Source organism: Mesorhizobium sp. M6A.T.Ce.TU.002.03.1.1 (assembly GCF_003997275.1).
GTDB classification, from domain to species: Bacteria; Pseudomonadota; Alphaproteobacteria; order Rhizobiales; family Rhizobiaceae; genus Mesorhizobium; species Mesorhizobium mediterraneum.
Window position 1 is genome coordinate 1 of the sequence record NZ_RZTI01000054.1, and the last position, 24,873, is coordinate 24,873.

The window sequence follows — 24,873 nt, forward strand, 5'->3', positions numbered from 1 at the left end:
GTGATGTATCGGGCGATGATTTCTCGAAAGTGCTCGATCGCGTCGGCGTCAAACCGCCGCAACCCGGCGACGAGCTTCCGTTTGACAAGCACTGATTAGGGTCGGTTTTTTCGCCAATCCTTGGCTGTCAGCCTGTAGAACACATGCTGCTTGAGCGCGGCGTGGCTGTCCGGAATGCCGGGGTGGTCGAAATCGCTGGCCGGGTCGGCGATCATGCCCAGGCGCTTCATGACCGCGGTGGAACGGTGATTATCCCTAACGGCGAAGGACACGATTTCGTCGAGGCCAAGCGTTTCGAAGCCATAGGCGAGCCACGCTTCGGCCGCCTCGGTGACATAGCCATGGCCCCAGAATTCGGGCGCCAGCCGCCAGCCGATCTCGACGTTGCCGGCTGGCAGGAAGGGCAAATGATCGGTATCGAGGAGGCCGACGAAGCCGATGCATTGGCGCGTTTCAATTATCTCGGCGGCAGCGAAACCGTAGCCATCCTCGGCGATCCAGGCGCGAAACTCGTCCATTTTGGCGTCCGCGGCAGCGCGGTCGCGGCGAAATGGAAAGAATTCCATGACGCGTTCGTCGGAATTGATCCGGTGGAAGAGCTCGCGGTCGCGATCCTCCCAGTTGCGCAGGATTAGCCGCTCGGTGCGGATCGGCGTCACTCTACAAACTCCTCCCGCCGGTAGCCCTGCAGATAGAGAAGCGCGGTCAGGTCGCCGTGGTCGATGCGGAATTTTGCCTCCGCCGCCACGACAGGCTTGGCATGAAGTGCCACACCCGCGCCGGCAAGGCGGATCATGTCGAGGTCGTTGGCGCCGTCGCCGACAGCAATGGCGTCTGCGGTCGTCAGCCCCAGGCCGGCCGAAATCTCGAGTAGCGCATCGGCTTTGGCGGCGCGCCCCAGGATCGGCTCGGCCACAAGCCCGGTGAAGTGGCCGCCCTGCTCGATCAGCCGATTGGCGCGGTTCTCCTGAAAGCCGAGCATGGCGGCGATGCGTGCGGTGAAGACGTTGAAGCCACCCGACACGAGCGCAGTCCATGCGCCATTGGCGCGCATGGTCTGGACAAGCGCGCGGCCGCCGGAAGCCAGCGTCAAGCGGTTGGTGATGACGCGGTCGACCACGGCAGTGTCGAGGCCTTTCAGCAGCGCCACCCGCTCGCGCAAGGCCGGCTCGAAAGCGATCTCGCCATTCATCGATCGCGCCGTGATGGCGGCGACGTAATCCTTGACGCCGATCTCATCGGCAAGCTCGTCGATGCACTCCTGATCGATCATCGTGGAATCCATATCGGCGATAAGGATTTTCTTTCGCCTTGCCTCGACCTGCTGAACGATCACGTCGACCGGTTCGGGTGCGAGCACGGCGCGCAGGCTGGCGGTCGTTTCAGCGGCTCCGGCCGCCTCGGGCAAAGCGAATTCGCAGGCGATGCCTTCGGCCAGCCAGCGAACAGTGCTTGCGCCGACCGACCGTGACGCCATATTCGCAAGCGCCGGCGACAATGCGCGGCCGGCGGGATGGGATACGAGCGTGGCGATCAGCGGCATCGAAAATTCCGGCGGGCAGGCGGGCGAGGGCCACGTTGAGAACGCGATCCTGATAGCCGGGCCGACCGCCAGCGGCAAGTCCGCTCTCGCGCTCGATCTCGCCGAGCGCAAGGGCGGCGTCATCGTCAACACCGATTCCATGCAAGGCTATTCTGTGCTCGACGTGCTGACGGCGCGGCCGACCGCTGCCGAACTCGCTCGCGTCCCGCATTATCTCTACGGGCATGTCCATCCCTCCATCGCCTATTCCACCGGCGCCTGGCTGCGCGACGTGATGAAGCTCATCGACGAGGGCACGCTCTCAGAGCGGCCGGTGATTTTCGTCGGCGGCACCGGGCTTTATTTCCGGGCGCTTGCGCAAGGCATTTCGGAAATGCCCGACATTCCGCAGCCGATCCGTGACCGCTGGCGCTACGAACTCCGGGAGCAGGGCGCGGCCAAGCTTCACCGCATCTTGCTGCGCGAGGATTCCGCAGCAGGCATGATGCTGAAGCCGACCGATGGCCAGCGCATCGTGCGGGCGTTGGAGGTGCTCGACGCGTCAGGCCGTTCCATCCTGGAATGGCAGACGGCGCGCGGCCGGCCGTTGATCGACAGGGACAGCGCACGCTTCTTCGTGATCGAACCGGACCGGGCGGCGCTGGTGGAGCGGATCGAGGCGCGGTTCGACCGCATGCTGGAGAAGGGCGCCCTCGATGAGGTCAAACAACTCGCCAGTCTTGGTCTCGATTCCGATTTGCCGGCGATGAAGGCGATCGGCGTTCGCGAACTCCAGGCCGCAATAGCCGGGGAGCTGAGTTTTCCGGAAGCGATCGAGCGCGCAAAGATCGCGACGCGACAATACGCCAAGCGCCAGGCGACCTGGTTCAGGCATCAGTTGGGTCCGGAATGGCTGAGACTGCGCCTCGGTGATCGTGTGGGATCCACGATCTCGGATCCCCTTTCCAGTGCAACCTGAAAAGTTGATCTTGGGGGGAGACTTCCCGTTGAAGTTGTCCTAATTAACCGTCCGTAAGGCCCTCCATGCCATAAGGTCTGTGGGAATTTTCCAACGGGGAGCAGATGCGTTTTCACAAGGCGGAATCAGCCTTTTTCGTCTTCATCTTCGTGATCCTGGCCGCCGGCCTGGTGACGCTTCACGCCTATGGGCTTCTGCAGGCCTTCGCGGCCGAGAGTGTCACGCCTTCCGGGGTTGAGAAGATCATCTATCTCAACAAGCTGTTGTTTGCGACCGGCGTTCTTTTGGCGACTGCCCTGTTCTTCGGCATTTTCTTCATCTACCCACTGATCCGCAAGCAGGCGACGGAAGAAGGCAAGCTGCGCGCCATGACGGTTTCGCTCAGCGCCCGTTCGGAAACGCTGGAGCATGCGGCGCTGACCGACAGCCTGACCGGCATGCAGAACCGGCGCTATTTCGACGATGCACTGAAGGAATATCTCGAGGAATTCCGCCGCATCGAGAAGCCGGTCGGGCTGATGATCCTTGATCTCGACCATTTCAAGCAGGTCAACGACACCCACGGCCATGATGTCGGCGACGAAGTGTTGCGGGCGGTCGCCAATTGTCTCAAGGACATGACGCGCTATCACGACGTGGTTGCGCGCCTGGGTGGCGAGGAATTCGCAGTAGTCACCCCCAACATGGACGCCGAACTGCTGTCCAAATTCGCCGAGCGCATCCGCAAGGCGATCGCCAACATGTCGATACTATCAGGCAATGTTCGCCTGAAGATCACCACCAGCGTCGGCCTCGCCGTCTGGGATCGCAAGGAAACCGCCGAAGAATTCTATCGCCGCGCGGATCGCCAGCTTTATGAGGCCAAGAGGCAAGGCCGAAACCGCGTCTGCGCCTGAAATCCCGTCATTAAACTCGTGATGCTGGCCGTCTGGCGTCGTTTTCTGCGCTTCCGGTGCTCACGGACTAATGTCCGCTCCGCTCCGGTTCTCGAAAACGGCGCCATCCGACTCAGCCTGACGAATTTTCTGACGGGATTTGCCCTGGCTTCACAGGCTGACAAGTCTGCAACGGAAGCTTGATGGGCTGGAGGCCGCCGGCTCAGTCGTTTTGCGGGCGCAGACCGAAGGTTGCCGGTTTCAGGCCATAACGCATGTCGAAATCGTCGTCCGACTGGATGCGTGCGACAGTCGGGGCGGGTGGCTTGCGATAGTTGGAATCGCCGGCCTGCCGGTTTGAATCGACGACTTCGGCGAAGGCCATCGCCTGCTGCGGTTTTGGCACGTTGCGTAGCCTTTCGACGATCGCCACCAGATCGACATCGTTGCCGATCTCGGACGGCAAGGCTTCCTCGCGCTTGGCCGTGCCGGGGATCAGATCCGCGGACAGTTTTTCGAATTTCAGCCGCATGGTCGTCGCCACGCCTTCCCCGAAGGCGATGGCTTCGCGCTGACCCATCGAAGACAGGAACGCCAGCGTCGAGGCCGAGGAATCGGCGATCGCCGAGCGGACGATCGCCTGGTCCTGCTCGTTGGCGAGCCGCATGGCGAAGAAGGTCGAGCACTGCGACAGGATGGTGGGATCGAGCTCGCCCGGGCGCTGGGTAACGACACCAAGATAGCAGCCATATTTGCGGCCTTCCTTGGCGATGCGCGACAGCGCGTGCCGGGTCGGTGCAAAACCGAGGCGCGGATCGGCCGGCATATAGCGGTGGGCTTCCTCGCACAGCAAAAGCAATCGCAGCCGGCCTTCGCTCCACAACGCTAGGTCGAAGGCCAGGCGCGCCAGCACCGAGCAGACCGAATTGACCACTTCCGACGGCATGCCGGCCATCTCGAAGCAGGTCACCGGGCGACCGTGATGCGGCACGCGAAAAATATTGCCGATCGTCTCGTGGATAGTGTCCTCGATCAGCCGCGAGTTGAACATGAAGCGGTAGCGCGGATCCGAGGCCGCCGATTCGATGCGCGTCTTCAGCGATTTGAGAGTGGGGCGGTCGTTCTTGCTTTCCAGCAGTCCCATGCGCTCGTCGATCTGCTTGATGAGATCGACAACGCGATAGGGCACCGGCGTGTCCGCGGTCAGCGCATCGCTGCCGCGCCTGAGATAGCCGCCCGAATTCGGATTGCGGTACAGGTTCTTGGCGGCGGGAATGAGATCGCGCAAGGCATCGATCTCTTCCGGCACGGTCTCGCGCCCGCGAAACAGCACTTCGGCAAATTCCTCGAGCTTGAACATCCAGAAGGGCAGGTCCAGCGTCGTCGAATCGACCCTGACGCAGTGTTCGGGCAAGGATGCGGCGAACTCGTTGTGCGGATCGAGGATAAGGACGCGCAGGTCAGGCCGGGCGGCGATCGACTTGCGCAAAAGCAGCGAGACGGCGGTGGATTTGCCGACGCCGGTGGTGCCGACAATAGCGAAGTGGCGCGACAGCGTGTCGTCGATGGCGATGTTGGCGTCGATCGCCTCGTCCTGTGACAGCGTGCCGATGGTGATCGAATGACGTCCGGCGAGATCATAAACTGCCTGCAGGTCGCGGCTGCGAATGCGGTGGGCGATGGCGCCGATATGCGGATAGATGGTAATGCCCCGGTCGAAAATCGGTTTGGCGCCGGGCTCGGCGCCGTCGCGCACCTCGCCGATAAGCTCGATGCTGACCTCGATCGGGTTCTGGCCCTCATTGCTCCAGGCGCGATCCGACTTGCCGATCTCGTAGACCAGGCCGACGGTTCGCGTGGTGCCAAGATTGATGGAGATCATCTTGCCGACGCTCCAATGGCCGGTGACCGTGCCTTCGACATCGGCGGCATAGGCGCTGATGGTGGCGCGCGCGCCGTCGCACTGGACGACATTGCCCAGAATGCGCTTGTCGCTCTGCTCCGCCTTGCGGCGCTCCTGCAATGCCGGCTCTCCAACGGAGGCTTCGCGGTCGACGAACATGGACAGGCTGTTTCCCATTTCCCCAGGCGATCGACCTTACGGCGGCGAGGTTAAGGTGGGGTGAGGTCGGATGGTGTAGGGGGCATTAAGCCATTCGCGAAAATTGAACCGATCGGCCCCTTGCTCGAAGCCGCAATTTCGATATACCGGATTAATGACTGTTATAGCGAACGATATCTCCTCGACCATCGGCAGAAGAATACGCGCCGAAAGGGCTTTGAAGGACTGGTCACTGGCGGAGCTCGCGGACCGCTCCGGCGTGTCTAAGGCCATGCTCAGCACGATAGAGCGCGGCAAGACGAGCCCGACCGCAGCACTTCTGGTGCGCATCGCAGCGGCCTTCGGCATGACGCTTTCCACCCTCATCGCGCGGGCGGAGCTGCAGGGCGGCGGGCTGCTTCGCCAAAGCGATCAGCCGGTCTGGCGCGATCCCGCCACCGGCTATATCAGGCGGCATCTTTCGCCGGTCTCGGACATGCCGCTCGAACTGATCCGGGTGCAATTGCCGGCGGGAGCCAAGGTGAGTTTTCCGGCCGCGTCCTACGCCTTCATCAGACAGCAGATCTGGCTGATTTCCGGACGGCTGGAATTCACCGAGGGCGATGTCGTGCATAGTCTCGAACCCGGTGACTGCCTGGCGCTTGGCGCGCCGTCGAATTGCACCTTCCATGCTCCTGGACCGGACGCCGCCGACTATTTGGTTGCGCTGGCAAGAGGCTGAACGCATGGCACGCCGTCCCAAACGCTCCGACAATGGCGGACCGCCACTCGACGACTACAAGGGCCCCCCATGGGGCAAGGGCGACCCTTATATCTTCCTTGCCTGGCAGGCTGCGCATGCCAAGGCGTGGAAGGCGCCGAGCCGCGACGTGATGCTGATGCGGATGGAAAAGGCCGAGCGGCTGGGCCTGACCTATGAGGAATATACGCTCGAAATCCTGGAACGCGGGCTGCATCTGCAGCCAAAGGACACCGATCGCATCGCCGCGATCAAGGCAGCACGAAAGCGACGCCGAGTCAGTCGTCTGGATTGACGGCTGGAACACGCAGATCGCTCCACGCAGTCAAAGGACATCGCACGCATGAGCTCCATCGAAATCAAGGCTCTGACCCAGGCTGCGGGAGCCCAGGCAATGCTGGTCGATATGCTGATCGAGACGGTTGCGACCGGCGGATCAGTCAGTTTCATGCATCCGCTGGCGCCGGAAGCTGCAGGCGCCTTCTGGACCAGATCGCTTATGGCCGCGGCAAGAGGCGAAAGAGCGGTGCTCGGTGCATGGGATGGCAAGGCTCTGGTCGGCACCGTCACCTTGCTGCTCGACTGTCCTCCCAACCAGCCGCACCGGGCCGAGATCGCCAAGCTGATGACCCGTGTCGATCATCGCGGCAAGGGCGTGGCGACTCGCCTGATGCGGGCGGCCGAAAGCCTCGCTGTCGAGAAAGGCCGCACGTTGCTGGTCCTGGATACAGCGGCAGAGGAGGGCGCCTCCGGCCTCTATGAGAGGCTGGGATTCACGCTAGCCGGCGAAATACCGGACTACGCGTTGAAGCCGCATGGCGGGCTGACCGGTACGCTTATCTACTGGAAGCGCATCGGCCAGTCCCGGTGACTGCTCTGAATTTCTATCCCTTGTGATGGACCTGCTGCAGCCCGTAGACCGGCGTTGCGATGCCTTCGTGCCGCGCCTTCAACTGCAGCGACAGGAATTGCGAATAGTGGCGCGACTGGTGCAGATTGCCGCCATGGAACCACAGTGCCTCCTGTTGCGTCGGCTTCCACATATTGCGCAATTCGCCCTCCCAGGGGCCGGGATCCTTGGTAGTGTTGGAGCCGAGGCCCCAGCATTTTCCGACCTTATCGGCAACGTCCCTGGATATCAGGTCGGCCGCCCAGCCGTTCATCGAGCCATAGCCGGTGGCGTAGACGATGAGGTCGGCCGGCAGGTCCGATCCGTCGCTAAGCAGGACCGAATGCTCCCGGACCTCCTTGACCTCGACGCCGCTTTTCAGCTTGATCGAGCCATCGATGATGAGGTCGGAAGCACCGACATCGATGTAGTAGCCTGAGCCGCGCCTGAGATATTTCATGAACAGGCCGGAATCGTCATCGCCCCAGTCGAGCATGAATCCTGCCCTTTCCAGCCCCTCGTAGAATTTGGCGTCGCGCTTCTTCATCTCGGCGTAGGCCGGGATCTGGAATTCATGCAGGATCTTGTAGGGCAGGGACGCAAAGACGAGGTCGGCCTTGGCCGTGGTCATCCCGCCTTGCACGGCTTTTTCCGAGTAGAGCGAACCCAGTCCGATTTCCATCAGCGTGTCGGATCTGGAGATATGGGTGGTCGAGCGCTGCACCATGGTGACATCGGCGCCGGCCTCCCAAAGGGCTGCGGCGATGTCATGGGCTGAGTTGTTCGAGCCGATGACGACGGCGCGCTTGCCGGCATAGGCATCGGGGCCGGGGTGCTTGGAGGAATGGTGCTGATCACCCTTGAAGTTGTCCATGCCCTTGAATTTCGGCAAATTGGCCTTGCCTGACTGTCCCGTCGCCAGCACCAGATGCTTCGGCTTCAACGTCATATCTTTGCCGTCGCGGTGGACGATGACGGTCCATTCCTTCTTCTTGTCGTCATAGGTGGCGCTCTTGGCCTCGGTCGAGGACCAGTAATTCAGCTCCATGACCTTGGCGTACATTTCCAGCCAGTCGCCGATCTTGTCCTTGGGCGAGAAGACCGGCCAGTTCTTCGGAAAATCGATATAGGGCAGATGATCGTACCAGACCGGGTCGTGCAGGCAGAGCGACTTGTAACGCTTGCGCCATGAATCGCCGGCACGCTCGTTCTTCTCGACGATGATGGTCGGCACGCCGAGCTGCCGCAACCGGGCACCGAGCGCGATGCCGCCCTGGCCGCCGCCGACGATGAGCGTGTGGGGCTGACGGACAAAACCGAGTTCAGTCGCCTCCTTCTCGCGCTCCTCCTTCCAGGTTGGACGATTTTTGCCGTGACCGTGCTTGGCGCCCATCGGCCGGGCGAAGCCGGCGGGTTCCTCATGACCCTTCAGCTCGACCATGGTGGTGAGCAGCGTCCAGATCTTGCCGTTCTTCAGCCTGATATGGCCGAAGCCGCGCGCAACCTCAGTTTCGAAGCTGATCCAGCCCTCCAGCAACTCGCCGCTTTCGCTGGCGTCCTCGCCCTTGGCGATCGCCCAGTTCGAAGGTTTTGTCTTCGCCAACTGGCTCATCAGCATGTCGCGCACCTGGTCGCGACCTTCCATGGTCTTGATGTTCCAGGTGAAGGTCACGAGGTCGCGCCAGTAGCAGTCTTCCTGAAAGCACCCGACCGCCTTGTCGATGTCGCTGGCGGCGAGCGCTGCACCGAATTGGTCGAGCAGGTCGGTCAGTTTCTGGGCTGGGGCCTTGTCGAGCATCAAATTTCCTCCCGTGAAGTCCTGGTCGTCATCGTGGCTTTGCCGGACCCTCCCAGTCCGGTTGGCCGGAGTATCGCGGCAAACTATGCGCCGCGTCACGTCGTCAAATAGTTTGGCGTGGTTTCAATGGCTTATCGGGACGATCGCGGACACTGATCCTGCCGGCGGTCGTACCGGAACGGTGGTTCAACGCGATGGGCGCCAACGGGCCTGTCTGACACGGCCAACCGCCCCGAACCGTTTTGGCGTTGTGCACATTGGCCGTTGACAGCGGCGCAAAACCAATTCTATTGTCCGCCACCATGAAAACGGCACTCATTCTCGTAGTAGGAAAGCGCGTGGGCAAGGCGGTGTAACCGCCGGGCGAAAACCTCCCATGCGCACACACAGGCTCCCTCGGGGGCCTTTTTTATTGCCCGAAACACGACTAAACGACCAGCAATCGCCTGATGGCGGACAGTACGGGACCAGACCGATGAGCAGTGGACAGAACGAGCGGCGCGAAATGACCGGCGCCGAAATGGTGGTGCAGGCGCTGAAGGACAATGGCGTCAAGCATGTTTTCGGCTATCCGGGCGGCGCGGTTCTCCCGATCTATGATGAGATCTTCCAGCAGGATGAGGTCGAGCACATCCTCGTCCGTCACGAGCAGGGCGCGGGCCATGCGGCGGAGGGCTATGCGCGCTCGACCGGCAAGGCCGGCGTCATGCTGGTGACTTCGGGGCCGGGCGCCACCAATGCGGTGACGCCGCTGCAGGATGCGCTGATGGATTCGATCCCGCTGGTCTGCCTGACCGGCCAGGTGCCGACATCGCTGATCGGCTCGGATGCCTTCCAGGAGTGCGACACGATCGGCATCACGCGGCCCTGCACCAAGCACAATTGGCTGGTGAAGGACGTCAACGAGCTCGCGGCAATCATCCACGAGGCGTTTCATGTCGCGACGACAGGACGTCCCGGTCCGGTCGTCGTCGACATCCCGAAGGACGTGCAGTTCGCCAAGGGCATCTATGTGCCGCCGCAGACGGCGCCGCGCACGAGCTATCAGCCTAAGGTCCAGGGCGACCTGGAAAAGATCAAGGCGGCGGTCGAACTGATGGCCAACGCCAAAAGGCCGATCCTCTATACGGGCGGCGGTGTCATCAATTCCGGCCCGGAAGCCAGCCATTTGCTGCGCGAACTGGTCGACCTCACCGGCTTCCCGATCACCTCGACGCTGATGGGCCTCGGCGCCTATCCGGCTTCGGGCAAGAACTGGATGGGCATGCTCGGCATGCACGGCACCTATGAAGCCAACATGGCGATGCATGATTGCGACGTCATGGTCTGCATCGGCGCGCGCTTCGACGACCGCATCACCGGCCGGCTCACCGCGTTCTCGCCGAACTCGAAGAAGATCCACATCGACATCGATCCGTCCTCGATCAACAAGAACGTCCACACCGACGTGCCGATCATCGGCGATGTCGGCAGGGTGCTGGAGGATCTGGTGCGGCTGTGGCGGGCGACTGCCAAGGCCGACAAGAAGGCGCTCCACCCGTGGTGGGAGCAGATCGCGAAATGGCGCGCGCGGGATTCGCTTGCCTACAAGATGAACCACGACGTGATCATGCCGCAATATGCCGTCCAGCGGCTCTACGCGCTGACCAAGGACATGGACACTTACATCACCACCGAGGTCGGCCAGCACCAGATGTGGGCGGCGCAGCACTATCATTTCGAGAAGCCGAACCGCTGGATGACCTCCGGTGGGCTCGGCACGATGGGCTACGGCCTGCCGGCGGCGCTCGGCGTGCAGATCGCACACCCGGATGCGCTGGTCATTGATATTGCCGGCGATGCCTCGGTGCAGATGACGATGCAGGAGATGAGCGCGGCGGTGCAGCACGACGCACCGATCAAGATCTTCATCCTCAACAACCAGTATATGGGCATGGTGCGGCAGTGGCAGCAGCTTCTGCACGGCAACCGGCTGTCGCATTCCTACACCGAGGCGATGCCGGATTTCGTCAAGCTCGCCGAAGCCTATGGCGGCCATGGCATTCGCTGCGAGAAACCGGACGAGCTGGACGACGCGATCAAGGAGATGATCGCGGTGAAGAAACCGGTGATCTTCGACTGTCGGGTCGCCACACTTGCCAACTGCTTCCCGATGATCCCGTCGGGCAAGGCGCATAACGAGATGCTTCTGCCGGACGAGGCGACCGACGAGGCGGTGGCCAACGCCATCGACGCCAAGGGCAGGGAACTGGTGTAGCCCCCAGGCCGAGGCAGGGCTTGTTGGAAGAAGCCGTGCGGAAACAGAGAATTAGCTCAAAAGTTTGAAATCGAGATTCATGTCATGAACGCACAGCTTCAACCGACCGGCTCCGCCTATTTCATCGCCAAGGAAACGGAAAAGCCGGAGACTCACACGCTTTCCGTGCTGGTCGACAATGAGCCGGGCGTGCTGGCCCGGGTCATCGGCCTGTTCTCCGGACGCGGCTACAATATCGAAAGCCTGACGGTCTCCGAAACCGAGCATGAGAAGCATTTGTCGCGCATCACCATCGTGACGCGCGGCACGCCGCATGTGCTGGAGCAGATCAAGCACCAGCTCGAGCGCATCGTGCCGGTGCACCGTGTCGTCGATCTCACCGTGCGCTCGCATGAGCTCGGCCAGGATCGGCCTCTGGAGCGCGAGCTCGCGCTGGTGAAAGTGGCCGGCACCGGCGAAGCCCGCGTCGAGGCGCTAAGGCTCGCCGATGCCTTCCGCGCCAGCGTCATCGACGCCAACACCGAGCATTTCATCTTCGAGATCACCGGCAAGGGTTCCAAGATCGACCAGTTCATCGCCATCATGAAGCCGCTCGGCCTGGTCGAAATCTGCCGCACCGGCGTGGCGGCGTTGAACCGCGGTCCGCAAGGGATGTGATCGTCCGGCGCTTTGGGTCCAGTGCTCTGGCGCCGCCTGTATTTATTCTGTCGCCTTGATCCTGATCTTCTGGCCCGGCTGCCGCCGTGAGGTGGCCTTTGTGCGTCTGAGGTAAAAGGACAATATTGCTGACCTGCTTGGGAGGAAGCCATGACCCTCGACGCATTCCTTGCCCTGCTGGTCTACGCCTTCGTGACCTCGATCACGCCGGGTCCGAACAACTTCATGCTTCTGGCTTCCGGGGTGAATTTCGGTTTCGCCAAAACCATTCCGCATATGCTGGGCATCAGCATCGGCTTCCTCGTGCTGTTGCTGGCCGTCGGCTTCGGTCTGGGCGCCGTGCTGACTGCGTTTCCGGTGCTGCACACCGGGTTGAAGATCGCGGGCGGCGTCTACCTGCTCTATCTCGCGTGGAAGATCGCCATGTCGCGTTCGCTCAGCGGCAAGGGCGAGGCTAAGGCGCGACCGATGCGTTTCATCGATGCGGCAGCATTCCAGTGGGTCAATCCCAAGGCTTGGGTGATGGCGATCACCGCCATGGCCGTCTATGCCATTCCGGAGCATCCATTTCTTTCGGTGGCGTTGATCTCGATAGCCTTCACCGTCGTCAACCTGCCGAGTGTTTCGGTGTGGGCAGGTTTCGGCATGGCGCTGCGCGGTTTTCTCTCGGATCCGGTGCGGCTGAAATGGTTCAACATCGCCATGGGCGTGCTGCTCGCGGCGACGCTGTGGCCGATGCTGCGGTAACTGCCGCTTTATTGTGCACTGCACATTAAATCTTCGTAATGCCGGGTTTTGGCACTTTTTCGCCTTCGGCGCCTTCTAACTATCTGGTGAAACCGCGGCATCAGGCTGCGAGTTATGCCAGATATGACCACCGAACCACGGCGTGTCGGATAGAAGGCTTTTTGGCGATGCGTGGAAAGATCGTGCTTGCGGTGCTTGCGATCGCCTGCCTTGTCGCGGCTGGGCTCTATCTTTCGCCCGCTGCAACGGAGAAGGTCCGGCAGATGCTGTCAGCGGGGCAGGCGGCACCTGTCAAACCGGCGGCCGCCGCAAATGCCGCACGTTCTACCTCGGTGGTTGCCGCCACCGCTTCGAAGGCCGACTTCCCGATCCGGCGCTACGCCATCGGCTTCGTATCCTCCCCCGCCGTGGTCAGCGTGAACGCGCGGATCTCGAGCCAGATCACATCGATCGCCGTCAAGGACGGGCAAATGGTGAGGGCTGGCGACCTTCTGTTCTCGCTGGACGATCGTGCTCTGAAGGCGCAACTGGCCCGTGACCAGGCGACACTCGCCAAGGACCAGGCGTTGCTTGCAAGTGCCACGGCCGATCTTCAGCGCGCCAAGAATCTTGTCGCCAGGCAGGCCGGCACGCAGCAGACCTACGATCAGGCGATCGCCGCGCAGAAGTCCGCCGCGGCCACGGTCGATGCCGACAAAGCGACGATCGATGCGGACGAGGTCCAGCTTGGCTTTGCTACGATCACGGCGCCGATTTCCGGCAGGCTGGGCGCGGTCAGCGTCACGATTGGCGATCTCGTCACCACCAGCAACGGCAACAGCACGTCGACCCCGCTGGTGACCATCACCCAGGTGGACCCGCTGCAGGTGAACTTCAATCTTCCGGAAAGCGATCTTGCCTTGCTGCACAAGGCGCTGGCGGCGCCGCAGGAAGGCGCAGTCACTCTGACCAGGGACGGTGACCCGACACCGATCGGCAAGGGAACCCTCGATTTCGTCGATTCCAGCGTCGACACCGCCTCCGGCACGATCGCAACCAGGGCCAGCGTGCCCAATGCCGATCTTTCGCTGTGGCCGGGCCAATATGTGAATGTCGTGCTTGATGCCGGCATCATGCCGGAAATGACCTCCGTTCCCACGGTTGCGGTCCAGCCCAGCCAGAAGGGGCCGTTCGTCTATGTGATCAAGCCTGACAACACGGTGGAGATGCGGCCCGTGCAGGTCGCACTGACCGAAGGCGACAACAGCGCTATCGGCGAAGGGCTAAAGAGCGGCGAACGTGTCGTCGTCGAGGGCCAGACAAGGCTGAAGAACGGCTCGCCGGTCCGCGAAGCCGAAGCTTCGACCAGGCCTAGTGATCAAGCGTCTCCCAAGGTTGCCGAGACTGGCGAGGCGCGTCCATGATCTCCGAATTCTGCATCCGCAGGCCTGTCGCCACCCTACTCATGTCCTTCGCGCTCGTGCTGGGCGGGCTGTTCGCTTACAAGTTCCTGCCGGTGGCCGCTCTGCCGAGCGCCGAGTTTCCGGTGGTCAACGTCTCGGCCTCGCTGCCCGGCGCCTCGCCGGAAACCATGGCGACCTCGGTGGCAACGCCATTGATCAAGCAGTTCGCCACCATCGCCGGCATCGATTCGATCTCCACCACCAACTCGCTCGGCTCGACCTCGATCGCCATTCAGTTCGTGCTCAACCGCGATATCGACGCCGCGGCGGCCGACGTGCAGGCGGCGATCGCGCGAACGCAGCGGCAATTGCCGCCCGAGATGACCAGCCCGCCGAGCTACCGCAAGGTCAATCCGGCCGATGCGCCGATCCTGCTGATGTCGCTGGTCAGCGACACGGTTCCGCTGACCGATCTCGATGCCTTTGCCGAGAATGTGATCTCGCCGTCGCTGTCGACGATCGACGGCGTGGCGCAGGTCTCGATCTTCGGGCAGCAGAAATACGCTGTGCGCGTCCAGATCGATCCGACGGCGCTCGCCGCACGTGGCATTTCGATCGACCAGCTGCAGACGGCGATCGCCTCGGCCAACAGCAACACGCCGCTCGGCGTGCTGCAGAACGACAAGCAGCAGCTGACGATCACCGCCAATACGCAGCTGACCAACGCGGCGGGATTTTCCAACATCATCATAGCCACCAAGAACGGCCGTCCGGTGCGGCTCGGCGAGGTGACACGCGTCATCGATTCAGTCGAGACCACGACGACAGCCAGCTGGTACGACGGCACTCGCGCGATCATCATGGCCGTGCAGCGCCAGCCCGATGCCAACACCGTCGACGTCGTCGACCGCGTCAAGGCGATGCTGCCGTCGTTCCAGGATCAGATGCCGGCGGCGGCCAGCATCCAGCTGCTCAACGACCGCTCGACTTCGATCCGCGAGGCGGTAGACGACGTGCAGTTCACGCTGCTGCTCACCATCGCGCTGGTGGTGATGGTAATCTTCCTGTTCCTGCGCCGGGTAACGGCGACGATCATCCCGGCGGTGGCGGTGCCGATCTCGCTGATCGCCACGCTCGGCGCCATGTTCCTGTTCGGCTTTTCCATCGACAACATCTCGCTGATGGGTCTGACGCTGGCGGTCGGCCTTGTCGTCGACGATGCGATCGTCATGCTGGAGAACATTTTTCGCCACATGGAGGAGGACGGGCTCTCGGCCCTCGACGCGGCGCTCAAGGGCGCCCGTGAAATCGGCTTCACCATCATTTCGATTTCGATCTCGCTGGTCGCTGTGTTCATCCCCGTGCTTTTGATGGGCGGAGTGATCGGGCGCATCTTCAACGAATTTGCGGTGGTGGTGACGGTCGCCATCCTGGCGTCGATGTTCGTGTCGCTGACGCTGACGCCGATGCTGTGCTCGCGGCTTTTGTCGGTGTCGAAAGCCGACCGCGAGGCAGCCCAGGGCGAAGGCCGCAGGCACGGTTTCTTCATGCGGGGCTATGATTGGCTGCTGACCTTTTGCCTGCGGCACAGTTTCCTGGTTTTTCTCGTCTTCGTCGGGACGGCCGCAATGTCGGTCTGGCTGATCCAGACCTCGCCGAAGGGCTTCTTCCCGCAGGAGGATATCGGCCAGATTTCGGTGACGACCACCGCGCGCCAGGACATTTCATTCGACGCCATGGCGAAGCTGCAGGGGCAGGTGGCTGATGTCTTCACCCATTCACCCTATGTCTCGCATGTCGGGTGGTCGGTAGGCAGCGGAGACAATGCGCTCAACCAGGGCCGGCTCTATGTGCAATTGAAGGACAAGGACCAGCGCCCCGATCTCGACAAGGTGCTCTCGGACCTGCGGCGGCAGCTGGCCAATGTCCCAGGCATCGAAACCTTCATGCAGCCGGTGCAGAACCTGCGGCTCGGCGCGCGCGCTTCGGCCAGCGCCTATCAGCTCGTTGTGCAGGGCCTCGACATAGGCGCGGCGGACGTTTGGGCGCAGAAGCTCACCGATGCGATGGCCGCCGATCACGCAGCCTTCACCGACGTCACCAATGATTTGCAGAACAACGCCTTGCAGGCGTCGTTGGTGGTCGATCGCGACAAGGCGGCGACGCTCGGCGTCGACACCGATACGTTGCGCTCCAGCCTCTATGGCGGTTTCGGCACCGAGCAGGTGTCGACCATCTTCGGCTCCGCCGACAGCTACGAGGTGATCATGGAGCTCGACCCGAGAATCGAGTGGTCGCCAGAAAGGATGCTGGCGATCAAGGTGAGAACGGCCAGCGGCAGCCTGGTGCCGCTCGGCGCCTTCGCTCGTGTCGATCGGACCGCCGGTGCCTTGACCGTCAATCAGCTCGGCCAGCTTCCGGCGGTGACCATCTCCTACAATCTGCCGCAGGGCGTCGCGCTCGGCGACAGCGTCACCCGCATCAATGCGCTGAAAGAAAAGATCGGCATGCCGGCGACGATCTCGACTACTTTTTCGGGCACGGCGAAAACGTTCCAGGATTCGCTTGCCAACCAGGGGCTGTTGATCGGCGGCGCGATCCTGACCATCTACATCGTCCTCGGCATCCTTTATGAAAGCTTCATCCATCCGCTGACCATCCTGACCGGACTGCCGTCGGCGGTGCTCGGCGCGCTTGTTGCGTTGCGGCTTGCGGGAATGGACCTGTCGGTGATTGCGGTCATCGGCATCCTGATGCTGATCGGCATCGTCAAGAAGAACGGCATCATGATGATCGACGTCGCGCTCGAGCTCAGGCGCGACGGGATGTCGCCGCTCGATTCCATTCACAAAGCCTGCCTGATGCGCTTCCGTCCGATCATGATGACGACATTGGCGGCGCTGATGGGCACGATCCCGATCGCGCTCGGCACCGGCGCCAGCGCCGAACTGCGCCAGCCGCTCGGCGTGGCGGTGGTCGGCGGCCTGGTCGCTTCGCAGGCGCTGACGCTGTTCGTCACCCCGGTCATCTATGTCTACATGGAGCATCTTTCCGGTTGGCTTGTCAGGCTGTGGCCGAGGCGTCGGGACGAGCAGCCACCCGTCGAAGCCGTCGACCAGCCTTCGCTGTTCGAGGGCGACGAAGAGTTGCAGGGCGAGCCGCAGAAGGCGGCAGCGGAATAGAGGCCAATGGGCTGGCCCAAGCCGCGGCGCTTGCGATGAGATGCTTGCAGTCGTAGTTTTATGGCCATGTCCCACAACCATGATCACCACCACGATAACGAGCTTGATCCTTTTGCCGCCCGGGTGCGCGCGCTGGAGACGATCCTCACCCAGAAAGGGCTGATCGATCCGACCGCGATCGACGTGATCGTCGACACCTACGAGACAAAAATCGGTCCGCGCAACGGCGCCAAGGTGGTGGCGAAGGCGTGGGTCGATGCCGACTATGCCGAGTGGCTGAAGCGCGATGCGACGGCGGCGATCGGCTCGCTCGGCTACACCGGCCGGCAGGGTGAGCACATGCAGGCCGTCTTCAACACGGCAGGCACGCACAACCTCGTCGTCTGCACGCTGTGCTCCTGCTACCCGTGGTCGGTGCTCGGCCTGCCGCCGGTCTGGTACAAGGCGCCGCCCTATCGTTCGCGCGCGGTCATCGATCCGCGCGGCGTGCTCGAGGAATTCGGACTGACACTGCCGAGGACGACAAAAATCCGGGTATGGGATTCCACCGCCGAGTTGCGTTACCTCGTCGTGCCGATGCGGCCTGATGGCACCGAGGGCTGGAGCGAGGAGCGGCTGGCGGATCTGGTGACGCGCGACTCCATGATCGGCACCGGACTGGCGCGGGAGCCGGCATGAACGGGCCGCAGGATCTCGGCGGACAGATGGGGTTCGGGCCGGTCGCGCCCGAAAAGGACGAACCTTATTTCCATGCCGACTGGGAAAGGCGGGCGCTGGGCGTGACGCTGTGCGCCGGCGCCATGGGCGCCTGGAATATCGACGAGAGCCGGCATGCGCGGGAATCGCTGCATCCCGCCGACTATTATGCCTCCAGCTATTATGAGATCTGGATCAAGGCGCTCGAAACCTTGCTGAAGCGACACGGCTTCGTCAGCGATAGCGATCTGGCCACGGGCAAGGCGGTCGACCCTGCGGCGACGCCAAAGCGAGTGCTGAAGGCCGAAAACGTGCCGGCGGTGCTGGCCAAGGGTGGCCCCTGCGACCGGCCGATTGCCACATCGGCGCGGTTCAAACTGGGCGACCTCGTGCGCACGAAGAATTTTCATCCTACCGGCCATACAAGGCTGCCGCGCTACGCACGCGGCAAGCAGGGCGTCGTCGAGGCTGTGCGCGATGGTTTTGTCTTCCCTGATACAAATGCGCACGGCCAGGGCGAAAACCCGCAATGGGTCTATACGGTGGCTTTCGACGGCGCGGAGATTTGGGGCGATGGCGCCGATCCGACGTTGACCGTGTCGATTGACGCCTGGGAGAGCTACCTTGAGCCAGCGTGAGGCGAAGTCACACGCTGCCAAGCTGCCCGCGGGCCTCGATGCGCCGGTATTCGCCGAGCCATGGCAAGCGGAAGCCTTCGCCATGACGGTTGCGCTGCACGACAAGGGCTTGTTTTCCTGGAGCGAATGGGCGGACGCCTTGTCCGCCGAGGTCAAGAAGCCGGGTGCCGCAAGCGATGGCCATGACTATTACGAGCACTGGCTGGCGGCGCTGGAAAATTTGCTGTCGGCCAAAAGGGTTGCCGGAAAGGGCGACGTCGATGCGCTCGCCGCCGCCTGGGAACGCGCCGCGCATGCGACGCCGCATGGCAAGCCGATCCTGCTCGAGAACGATCCCAGGCCGACCGAAGGTCGTGGCGACCCGACCGGCTAGGTCGTGGCGGCCCGACTTCGTTCTCTTTACGTTCCGCCTCCCGCCTGATAACTTGCGTCATTGGAGCGGTGCGGCCTGCCGCCGATGATCGGTGGCGGTGGCTGTCGGCCTTGTCTTTCCCTCGCGAATCCGGTCTCTCCCGCTGATGGAATTCTCCCCTCAACAGGACGATGCGCTGAAAGCGGTCGCCAACTGGCTCAAGACCGGAAAGCCGCAGCTCTTCCGGCTGTTCGGCTATGCCGGCACCGGCAAGACGACGCTGGCGCGCTATTTCGCCGAGCATGTCGACGGCCAGGTGCAGTTCGCCGCCTTCACCGGCAAGGCGGCGCAGGTGCTGCGTTCCAAGGGCGCGCTCAATGCCCGCACCATTCACTCGCTGATCTACCGGCCGAAGGGCGAAGAATCGGTAGCGGACGAGGTGACCGGCAAGACCTCGATGTCGCCGACCTTTTCGCTCAACCGGCAGAGCCCGATATCGCGTGCGAAACTGGTCGTCATCGACGAATGCTCGATGGTCGACGAACAGCTTGGCCGTGACCTCTTGAGTTTCGGCACGCCGATCCTTGTTCTCGGCGACCCCGGCCAGTTGCCGCCGATCTCGGGCGGCGGCTTCTTCACCGACCATGAGCCGGATATTCTGCTCACCGAAATCCACCGGCAGGCGCGCGACAACCCGATCCTCCGGCTGGCGCTCGACGTGCGCGAGGGCCGCGAATTCATGCGCGGCGACTATGGCACAGCGCAGGTGATCGGCAAGGAAGACGTCACCCAGGAGCTGGTGCTGAAGGCGGACCAGGTGCTGGTCGGCACCAACAGGACGCGACGTCGCTATAATAAGCGGCTGCGCGAGCTGAAGGGGTTCAATGCCGACTATCCGCAGGCCGGCGACAAGCTCGTCTGCCTGCGCAACGACCCTGCCAAGGGGTTGCTCAACGGTTCGCTGTGGAAGGTGATGACCTCGTCGCGCGAGACGGTGAAACCCGGCATCAATTTGCTGGTTTCACCGGAGGAGGACGATCCGGACCGCGGCGTCGCCAAGATCAAGCTGCTCAAAGCGGCGTTCGAGGAGCCGGACGCCGATATTCCCTGGCAGCAGAAGAAGCGCTTTGATGATTTCGACTACGGCTACGCGCTGACCGTGCACAAGGCGCAAGGCTCGCAGTGGAACGAGATCGTGCTTTTCGACGAAAGCTGGGCGTTCAAGGAAACCCGCCAGCGCTGGCTCTATACCGCGATCACGCGAGCGGCCGAACGGCTGACGATCGTCAGATAGGCCGATCGAGCCGCAGCCCCGTGGACTGGGATTGCGTCAGCGCGGGGCAATCGGTCTGGCGCCGAGCCATTCCCAGGCGGAAGCTTCGTCCTTGGCCTCGAAATGCCTGAGGTCGACGGGCAAGGAAGCAGGCAGCAAGCTCTGCGCGTCGGGTACCCAGTTCGGCTCGCCGACCGCCGCGCAGCGGCCGACATGCTCCACGGCACGGGCCGTGCCCTGTTCAAGCGTTTCGTCCGACACATCGACCCAGTCGACGCCATCATGGTCGATCAAGCGCACCAGCACGTCGATTTTCGGGTGCAGCGCGTAAGCCGCCTCCAGCAAACCGAACAGATTTTCGGCGTCGGCCGCCGCCACATGGCCGACGACGTCGATGGCGAACAGGTCGTCGCGGTCGGTGTCGATGCGGCGAACCGCCGGCACGGCTTCAAGATAGTTCACGGCTCTTCCTCTTGCTGGCCATTATCCATCCGTCTGGAACACCGGAAACCCCCTGTCTGTTCCCGTCAAAGGCGGTATAGATGCGCGACAAGATCAGCCCGGACCCGCAAAATGCCCGCAAAACTTTCCGTCAATCTCAATGCCATTGCCATGCTGCGCAACCGGCGCGATCTGCCGTGGCCAAGCGTGACCGGGCTCGGACGCATCGCGCTTGCCGCGGGCGCCCATGGGCTGACTGTTCATCCGCGGCCCGACGAACGGCATACCAGGCATTCCGACCTGCCGGAGATCCGGGCGCTGATCGACGACGAATTCCCCAGGGCAGAGTTCAACATCGAGGGCTATCCGAGCGAAGATTTCCTGGCGCTTGTGGAAAAGCACCAGCCTGAGCAGGTGACGCTGGTGCCGGATGACCCGGCGCAGGCCACCTCCGACCATGGCTGGAACTTCGTTGCCGACGCGGCGTTCCTGACACCGATCGTCAAACGCCTGAAGAAAACCGGCATTCGCGTGTCGTTGTTTTCTGATTCGGATCCAGCAGGCGTGAAGGCTGCGCGCGACACCGGCGCGGACCGGATCGAGCTCTATACGGGTCCGTATGGCAGCTATCATTCCGATTCGGAAAAGGCCGCGAAAGAGCTGGAAAGATTGGGAAAAACCGCCGATGCCGCACTTGCCGCCGGGCTTCAGGTCAATGCCGGGCATGATCTGGTGGTGAACAACCTGCCGGCGTTGGCAAAGCGCATCCCGGCGTTGGCCGAAGTGTCTATCGGACATGGGTTGACAGCCGATGCGTTGGAGTATGGCATGGCCGGCACGGTCAAGAGATTTCTGAAGGCCTGTGGGTGGTAGAGATGGAAGCCTCGCATTGCTTACATGGCAGCCATCACGTTGGGGCACTTGATATTGCATCGCAGCAAGCGTAGAGCACCGCGCGCTTATCGGAGTGTTGTCCATGGCCCTTACCAACAGTGGTAGTGAGGCAGAACCCGTCGAACAATCAAGCCATTCTAAGGTCGAACAGCACAGCACCAAGGTCCTGATGCTTGGCGCGCTCGGCGTGGTCTACGGCGATATCGGCACCAGCCCGATCTATGCGCTTCGCGAAGCACTGCATGCTTCGTCCGGCACCGATCCGCGCAGTGCCGTTCTGGGCATTCTATCGCTGATCGTCTGGGCACTGACGATTATCGTGACAATAAAGTATGTCGCTTTCGTGCTTCGGGCGGACAACAAGGGTGAAGGCGGTACCCTGTCGCTTATGGCGCTGGCCCGGAAAGCTTATCCGGCCGGTTCTGGCATCATTCTTGCCATTGGTCTCTGCGGAGCCGCACTGTTTTTCGGCGACGCGATCATAACGCCGGCCATCTCGGTGCTTTCAGCAGTGGAAGGGCTGAGCGTCGTGACCCCGGCGTTCGATCCATACGTGGTTCCCATTACACTGGTGATTCTTGCCGTCTTGTTTGCCGTGCAGCGCTTCGGGACCGGTAGAGTGGCCTCCGTTTTCGGGCCGGTGACGGCGCTCTGGTTTCTGGCGATCGGCATTGCCGGATTGGTGCACATTCACGACGATCCGTCGGTGCTTTTGGCAATCAACCCCTACTATGCAGTCGTCTATCTTGCCGAAGCCAAAACGGGCGCATTTCTCACCGTCGGCGCGGTTTTTCTGGCGGTTACCGGTGCTGAAGCCCTTTACGTCGATCTTGGGCACTTCGGTCGCCGTCCAATCGTGCTAGCCTGGTTCTGGATCGTCTTCCCATGCCTGCTACTCAGCTATTTTGGGCAAGGCGCATTCGTTCTTGCTCACGGGGGGGTGCCCGACAATCCGTTTTTCCAGATGCTGCCAGATTGGGCACTGATACCGATGGTCGGGCTCGCAACAGCGGCGACTGTCATCGCCAGTCAAGCCGTCATCTCCGGGGCGTTTTCGCTGACCCGGCAGGCGGTGCAGCTCAATCTTCTGCCCAGAATCGAAGTTCAGCATACTTCCGAGATGCAACTCGGCCAGATTTACATGCCGCGCGTGAATCTCATTCTCGCGCTCGGCGTAATGCTGCTGGTCGTCGGCTTTGGCAGTTCGAGTTCCCTGGCTTCCGCTTATGGAATTTCGGTGACAGGCGAAATGCTGATGACGACTATTTTGCTATTTGTGGTGATGCGGTGGCAATGGAAATGGCAGATCGCGCTCGCTGCGGCGCTCGCGCTGCTCTTTGGCACGATAGATACCGGCTTCTTCCTGGCAAATATTGTGAAATTCGTGGAAGGCGGATGGGTTTCAATCGCTGTTGCCTGCCTCATGGGGCTGATCATGGGGACCTGGATACGCGGGAGTCACTATCTCTTCGACAAGACGCGCAGGAACGAGATTCCGCTCGATTTCCTTGCCGGCAATTTGTTGAAGAAGAAACCGCAGCTGGTGTCCGGTACGGCCGTGTTCCTCACCAGCGATCCAGTCAGCGCGCCGACCGCACTGATGCACAGCCTGAAGCACTACAAGGTGCTGCACGAACAGAACGTCATCCTGTCGGTGGTCACTGCGCAGCAGCCTCTCGTGCCCGATAGCGATCGGGTCAAGATGGAAACGATCAACGAGCTGTTCATGCGGGTGACGCTGACCTTCGGCTACATGGAACAGCCCAACATTCCGCGTGCGTTGGCGATCTGCCGCAAGCAGGGCTGGAAGTTCGACATCATGACGACCTCCTTCTTCCTGTCGCGGCGCTCGCTCAAGGCATCACCCAATTCCGGCATGCCGGTGTGGCAGGACAAGCTGTTCATCGGGTTGGCGCGCACGGCAGCGGATGCGACCGAGTACTTCCAGATCCCGACCGGACGTGTGGTTGAGATCGGAACGCAGGTGGCTATCTAGTCGAAAGGCCGTGCCCTGTCGAAGGGCACGGCCTTTGTCGCAACCTCCGCGGTCAGCCAGCCAAAGCTGCCTTGTTCGCCTCGATGAAATTTTTCAGCGATTGCGGCTTTTTGCCTGAAAGCGTCTCGACCGCGTCGGTCACCATGGCGATCCGACCGGAGCGCGTGTTGGTGTCGAAGGAAGTGATGACGGGGGCGAAACCTTCGGGGACGCCGGCGGCCTTCAGCCCCTCGGTGAGCGCTTCATCCGAAAGCTGGACGACCTCGATGGGCTTGCCGGTGACGTCGGTCACCAGGGCTGCGATCTCGGCGACTGTATAGGCCTGCGGACCCGTCAGCGTGTATGTCGTGCTTTCGGTCGCCCTGGAAGCGAGGCCGGCAGCGATCGCCGCGGCCATGTCGTCGCGAGCGCCATGGGCGATGCGGCCGTCGGCCGCCGATGTGTGCCACTGCCCGGAGGCAATGGCGTGTGGCAGCGACATGAACAGGTTCTCCTGGTACCAGCCATTGCGGAAAATCGTGAAGGGGATGCCACTCGCCTTGATAGCCTGCTCGGTGCCGTAGTGATCGCCGGCAAACAGCACCGGCGATCCCGGCTCCGGGTTGGGCATCGAGGTGTAGAGCAGATGCGAAACGCCGGCCTGCTTGGCTGCGGTGACTGCGTTCTGATGCTGCTTCAGCCGCTTGCCGTGAAGCAGGTCGATTTCGCCGGTCGAGATGATCAGAACCCTGTCGGCGCCCTTGAATGCGCTGGCCAGCGACGCCGTGTCGTCGAAGTTGGCGGCTCTGATGGCGACGCCACGCGCCGCCAGCTCGGCGAGATTTTCCGGGTTGCGTGTGGTGGCGATGATGCGTGCGGGCGGGACCTTGAGCGTATCCAGCAGATGACGGATGACGCCGCGGCCGAGCTGGCCGGAGGCGCCGGTGACGAGAAGGGTTTCGGTCATGGGAAGTCCTGTCGTTGCGCCGGAGCGGCGGGTGCTTGTATAAGTCTCAAAAAGAGACCAGCACTAAAATAGGAATTGACCGACCCTCGTAAAGAAGGCAGTTTTGCGGGAGGTAGGCAGGCGCAGGGAACCAGCGATGGACAGCAAGATCGTCAGTCTGAGATCGAAACTCGAGATCTATAAAGCGGGCAGCGGCGGGGGCAACATTGCGGACTGTCCCGTTCGCGATGTGATCCAGGGCATCAGCAACAAATGGAGTTCGCTGCTGATGATGGCGCTGGCGGAGAAGCCGTACCGGTTCGGCGAATTGCGGCGGCTGGTGCCTGACATTTCACAGCGCATGCTCACCCAGACGCTGCACGATTTGCAGCGCGACGGCTACGTCCATCGCGAGGTATTCCCGACCAAGCCGCCGAGCGTCGAATACAGTCTGACCGATCTCGGACGCTCGATGTTCGGGCCGCTGCACCAGCTGCTCCAGTGGGCCGAGCTCAATCATGGCGCTGTGCGCGCCGCGCGGAACGCCTTCGACGCTACCGAGGCCTAAC

The 24,873-nt window shown here is 62.2% G+C and carries 23 protein-coding genes; 17 read left to right on the forward strand and 6 right to left on the reverse strand.

Annotated features, from left to right (window positions below):
- Positions 1 to 95 precede the first annotated feature (95 nt).
- Both EOC93_RS17225 and serB read right to left on the reverse strand, forming a co-directional pair.
- Positions 96 to 659 (reverse strand): GNAT family N-acetyltransferase, encoded by a 564-nt coding sequence (locus EOC93_RS17225; RefSeq protein ID WP_127205205.1) that lies wholly within the window; start codon positions 657 to 659, stop codon positions 96 to 98.
- Entirely contained in the window at positions 656 to 1,543 is an 888-nt protein-coding gene (serB, locus tag EOC93_RS17230) for a phosphoserine phosphatase SerB (protein WP_095483388.1), read from the reverse strand. The genes EOC93_RS17225 and serB overlap by 4 nt, the downstream gene beginning before the upstream one ends.
- Here serB and miaA point away from each other — a divergent pair.
- Together miaA and EOC93_RS17240 are read left to right on the forward strand one after the other, a co-directional pair.
- The gene (gene miaA, locus EOC93_RS17235) at positions 1,533 to 2,501 is read left to right on the forward strand and encodes a tRNA (adenosine(37)-N6)-dimethylallyltransferase MiaA (RefSeq protein WP_095483484.1); all 969 of its coding nucleotides are present in this window, start codon (positions 1,533 to 1,535) and stop codon (positions 2,499 to 2,501) included. The two genes, serB and miaA, sit on opposite strands and share 11 nt — an antisense overlap.
- 104 nt (positions 2,502 to 2,605) lie before the next feature.
- Positions 2,606 to 3,397 carry a GGDEF domain-containing protein gene (locus tag EOC93_RS17240; protein WP_095483389.1) on the forward strand — a complete coding sequence of 264 codons (792 nt, stop codon included), beginning with the start codon at positions 2,606 to 2,608 and terminating at the stop codon, positions 3,395 to 3,397.
- Between the two features lie 202 nt (positions 3,398 to 3,599).
- Here the strand turns inward: EOC93_RS17240 and EOC93_RS17245 are convergent, their stop codons facing one another.
- Entirely contained in the window at positions 3,600 to 5,438 is a 1,839-nt protein-coding gene (locus tag EOC93_RS17245; protein WP_127205206.1) for an ATP-binding protein, read from the reverse strand.
- Between the two features lie 154 nt (positions 5,439 to 5,592).
- Between EOC93_RS17245 and EOC93_RS17250 the strand changes: the two genes are divergently transcribed.
- From EOC93_RS17250 to EOC93_RS17260, 3 genes are read left to right on the forward strand one after another with little or no spacing between them, the layout of a single operon-like run.
- A complete protein-coding gene (locus tag EOC93_RS17250; RefSeq protein WP_095483391.1) occupies positions 5,593 to 6,159 on the forward strand; it encodes an XRE family transcriptional regulator in 567 nt (188 codons plus the stop codon).
- 4 nt (positions 6,160 to 6,163) lie between these two features.
- Entirely contained in the window at positions 6,164 to 6,472 is a 309-nt protein-coding gene (locus EOC93_RS17255; protein WP_095483392.1) for a hypothetical protein, read from the forward strand.
- A 48-nt stretch (positions 6,473 to 6,520) separates the two neighbouring features.
- Complete coding sequence (locus tag EOC93_RS17260) at positions 6,521 to 7,048, forward strand: GNAT family N-acetyltransferase (protein ID WP_095483393.1); 528 nt, start codon at positions 6,521 to 6,523, stop codon at positions 7,046 to 7,048.
- A 13-nt stretch (positions 7,049 to 7,061) separates the two neighbouring features.
- Here the strand turns inward: EOC93_RS17260 and EOC93_RS17265 are convergent, their stop codons facing one another.
- Complete coding sequence (locus EOC93_RS17265; protein WP_095483394.1) at positions 7,062 to 8,864, reverse strand: NAD(P)/FAD-dependent oxidoreductase; 1,803 nt, start codon at positions 8,862 to 8,864, stop codon at positions 7,062 to 7,064.
- Between the two features lie 475 nt (positions 8,865 to 9,339).
- Here EOC93_RS17265 and EOC93_RS17270 point away from each other — a divergent pair, with 475 nt between their 5' ends.
- The 9 genes from EOC93_RS17270 (at position 9,340) to EOC93_RS17310 (ending at position 20,069) form a co-directional block, all read left to right on the forward strand.
- Positions 9,340 to 11,121, forward strand: coding sequence for an acetolactate synthase 3 large subunit (locus EOC93_RS17270; RefSeq protein WP_126105945.1), 1,782 nt, complete (start codon positions 9,340 to 9,342; stop codon positions 11,119 to 11,121).
- Between the two features lie 84 nt (positions 11,122 to 11,205).
- Positions 11,206 to 11,778 (forward strand): acetolactate synthase small subunit, encoded by a 573-nt coding sequence (gene ilvN, locus EOC93_RS17275; protein WP_095483396.1) that lies wholly within the window; start codon positions 11,206 to 11,208, stop codon positions 11,776 to 11,778.
- Between the two features lie 150 nt (positions 11,779 to 11,928).
- A complete protein-coding gene (locus EOC93_RS17280) occupies positions 11,929 to 12,525 on the forward strand; it encodes a LysE family translocator (RefSeq protein ID WP_127205207.1) in 597 nt (198 codons plus the stop codon).
- A 167-nt stretch (positions 12,526 to 12,692) separates the two neighbouring features.
- Positions 12,693 to 13,928: an efflux RND transporter periplasmic adaptor subunit gene (locus tag EOC93_RS17285; RefSeq protein ID WP_127205208.1), complete on the forward strand. Its 1,236-nt coding sequence runs from the start codon at positions 12,693 to 12,695 to the stop codon at positions 13,926 to 13,928.
- Positions 13,925 to 17,089, forward strand: coding sequence for an efflux RND transporter permease subunit (locus tag EOC93_RS17290; RefSeq protein WP_127205209.1), 3,165 nt, complete (start codon positions 13,925 to 13,927; stop codon positions 17,087 to 17,089). Before EOC93_RS17285 ends, EOC93_RS17290 begins: the two co-directional genes overlap by 4 nt.
- A gap of 66 nt (positions 17,090 to 17,155) precedes the next feature.
- Positions 17,156 to 17,767 (forward strand): nitrile hydratase subunit alpha, encoded by a 612-nt coding sequence (nthA, locus tag EOC93_RS17295; RefSeq protein ID WP_127205210.1) that lies wholly within the window; start codon positions 17,156 to 17,158, stop codon positions 17,765 to 17,767.
- Positions 17,764 to 18,423: a nitrile hydratase subunit beta gene (nthB, locus tag EOC93_RS17300; protein ID WP_095483400.1), complete on the forward strand. Its 660-nt coding sequence runs from the start codon at positions 17,764 to 17,766 to the stop codon at positions 18,421 to 18,423. The genes nthA and nthB overlap by 4 nt, the downstream gene beginning before the upstream one ends.
- Positions 18,410 to 18,796 (forward strand): nitrile hydratase accessory protein, encoded by a 387-nt coding sequence (locus EOC93_RS17305; RefSeq protein ID WP_126105950.1) that lies wholly within the window; start codon positions 18,410 to 18,412, stop codon positions 18,794 to 18,796. Before nthB ends, EOC93_RS17305 begins: the two co-directional genes overlap by 14 nt.
- 145 nt (positions 18,797 to 18,941) lie before the next feature.
- Positions 18,942 to 20,069 (forward strand): ATP-dependent RecD-like DNA helicase, encoded by a 1,128-nt coding sequence (locus EOC93_RS17310; RefSeq protein WP_126105951.1) that lies wholly within the window; start codon positions 18,942 to 18,944, stop codon positions 20,067 to 20,069.
- Between the two features lie 36 nt (positions 20,070 to 20,105).
- On the opposite strand, the gene EOC93_RS17315 is transcribed toward EOC93_RS17310, so the two are convergent.
- Complete coding sequence (locus tag EOC93_RS17315; RefSeq protein ID WP_095483403.1) at positions 20,106 to 20,510, reverse strand: STAS/SEC14 domain-containing protein; 405 nt, start codon at positions 20,508 to 20,510, stop codon at positions 20,106 to 20,108.
- Positions 20,511 to 20,621: 111 nt separating this feature from the next.
- Between EOC93_RS17315 and EOC93_RS17320 the strand changes: the two genes are divergently transcribed.
- The gene (locus EOC93_RS17320) at positions 20,622 to 21,362 is read left to right on the forward strand and encodes a pyridoxine 5'-phosphate synthase (RefSeq protein WP_095483404.1); all 741 of its coding nucleotides are present in this window, start codon (positions 20,622 to 20,624) and stop codon (positions 21,360 to 21,362) included.
- A 103-nt stretch (positions 21,363 to 21,465) separates the two neighbouring features.
- Positions 21,466 to 23,379 carry a potassium transporter Kup gene (locus tag EOC93_RS17325; protein ID WP_095483405.1) on the forward strand — a complete coding sequence of 638 codons (1,914 nt, stop codon included), beginning with the start codon at positions 21,466 to 21,468 and terminating at the stop codon, positions 23,377 to 23,379.
- Positions 23,380 to 23,431: 52 nt separating this feature from the next.
- Here the strand turns inward: EOC93_RS17325 and EOC93_RS17330 are convergent, their stop codons facing one another.
- Positions 23,432 to 24,325, reverse strand: coding sequence for an SDR family oxidoreductase (locus EOC93_RS17330; protein WP_127205211.1), 894 nt, complete (start codon positions 24,323 to 24,325; stop codon positions 23,432 to 23,434).
- A gap of 136 nt (positions 24,326 to 24,461) precedes the next feature.
- On the opposite strand from EOC93_RS17330, the gene EOC93_RS17335 reads away from it, so the two are divergent.
- Positions 24,462 to 24,872, forward strand: coding sequence for a helix-turn-helix domain-containing protein (locus EOC93_RS17335; protein ID WP_095483407.1), 411 nt, complete (start codon positions 24,462 to 24,464; stop codon positions 24,870 to 24,872).
- Position 24,873: the final 1 nt, after the last annotated feature.

What these genes read in the sequence shown, in the direction of transcription:
- EOC93_RS17280 (WP_127205207.1), top strand. Translation starts at nt 11,929, where the DNA reads ATGACCCTCGACGCATTCCTTGCCCTGCTGGTCTACGCCTTCGTGACC.
- EOC93_RS17250 (WP_095483391.1), top strand. Translation starts at nt 5,593, where the DNA reads ATGACTGTTATAGCGAACGATATCTCCTCGACCATCGGCAGAAGAATA.
- nthA (WP_127205210.1), top strand. Translation starts at nt 17,156, where the DNA reads ATGTCCCACAACCATGATCACCACCACGATAACGAGCTTGATCCTTTT.
- EOC93_RS17255 (WP_095483392.1), top strand. Translation starts at nt 6,164, where the DNA reads ATGGCACGCCGTCCCAAACGCTCCGACAATGGCGGACCGCCACTCGAC.
- EOC93_RS17265 (WP_095483394.1), bottom strand. Translation starts at nt 8,864, where the DNA reads ATGCTCGACAAGGCCCCAGCCCAGAAACTGACCGACCTGCTCGACCAA.
- EOC93_RS17290 (WP_127205209.1), top strand. Translation starts at nt 13,925, where the DNA reads ATGATCTCCGAATTCTGCATCCGCAGGCCTGTCGCCACCCTACTCATG.
- EOC93_RS17325 (WP_095483405.1), top strand. Translation starts at nt 21,466, where the DNA reads ATGGCCCTTACCAACAGTGGTAGTGAGGCAGAACCCGTCGAACAATCA.
- EOC93_RS17245 (WP_127205206.1), bottom strand. Translation starts at nt 5,438, where the DNA reads ATGTTCGTCGACCGCGAAGCCTCCGTTGGAGAGCCGGCATTGCAGGAG.
- EOC93_RS17320 (WP_095483404.1), top strand. Translation starts at nt 20,622, where the DNA reads ATGCCCGCAAAACTTTCCGTCAATCTCAATGCCATTGCCATGCTGCGC.
- EOC93_RS17240 (WP_095483389.1), top strand. Translation starts at nt 2,606, where the DNA reads ATGCGTTTTCACAAGGCGGAATCAGCCTTTTTCGTCTTCATCTTCGTG.
- EOC93_RS17285 (WP_127205208.1), top strand. Translation starts at nt 12,693, where the DNA reads ATGCGTGGAAAGATCGTGCTTGCGGTGCTTGCGATCGCCTGCCTTGTC.
- EOC93_RS17335 (WP_095483407.1), top strand. Translation starts at nt 24,462, where the DNA reads ATGGACAGCAAGATCGTCAGTCTGAGATCGAAACTCGAGATCTATAAA.
- ilvN (WP_095483396.1), top strand. Translation starts at nt 11,206, where the DNA reads ATGAACGCACAGCTTCAACCGACCGGCTCCGCCTATTTCATCGCCAAG.
- EOC93_RS17260 (WP_095483393.1), top strand. Translation starts at nt 6,521, where the DNA reads ATGAGCTCCATCGAAATCAAGGCTCTGACCCAGGCTGCGGGAGCCCAG.
- EOC93_RS17330 (WP_127205211.1), bottom strand. Translation starts at nt 24,325, where the DNA reads ATGACCGAAACCCTTCTCGTCACCGGCGCCTCCGGCCAGCTCGGCCGC.
- nthB (WP_095483400.1), top strand. Translation starts at nt 17,764, where the DNA reads ATGAACGGGCCGCAGGATCTCGGCGGACAGATGGGGTTCGGGCCGGTC.
- serB (WP_095483388.1), bottom strand. Translation starts at nt 1,543, where the DNA reads ATGCCGCTGATCGCCACGCTCGTATCCCATCCCGCCGGCCGCGCATTG.
- EOC93_RS17310 (WP_126105951.1), top strand. Translation starts at nt 18,942, where the DNA reads ATGGAATTCTCCCCTCAACAGGACGATGCGCTGAAAGCGGTCGCCAAC.
- EOC93_RS17270 (WP_126105945.1), top strand. Translation starts at nt 9,340, where the DNA reads ATGAGCAGTGGACAGAACGAGCGGCGCGAAATGACCGGCGCCGAAATG.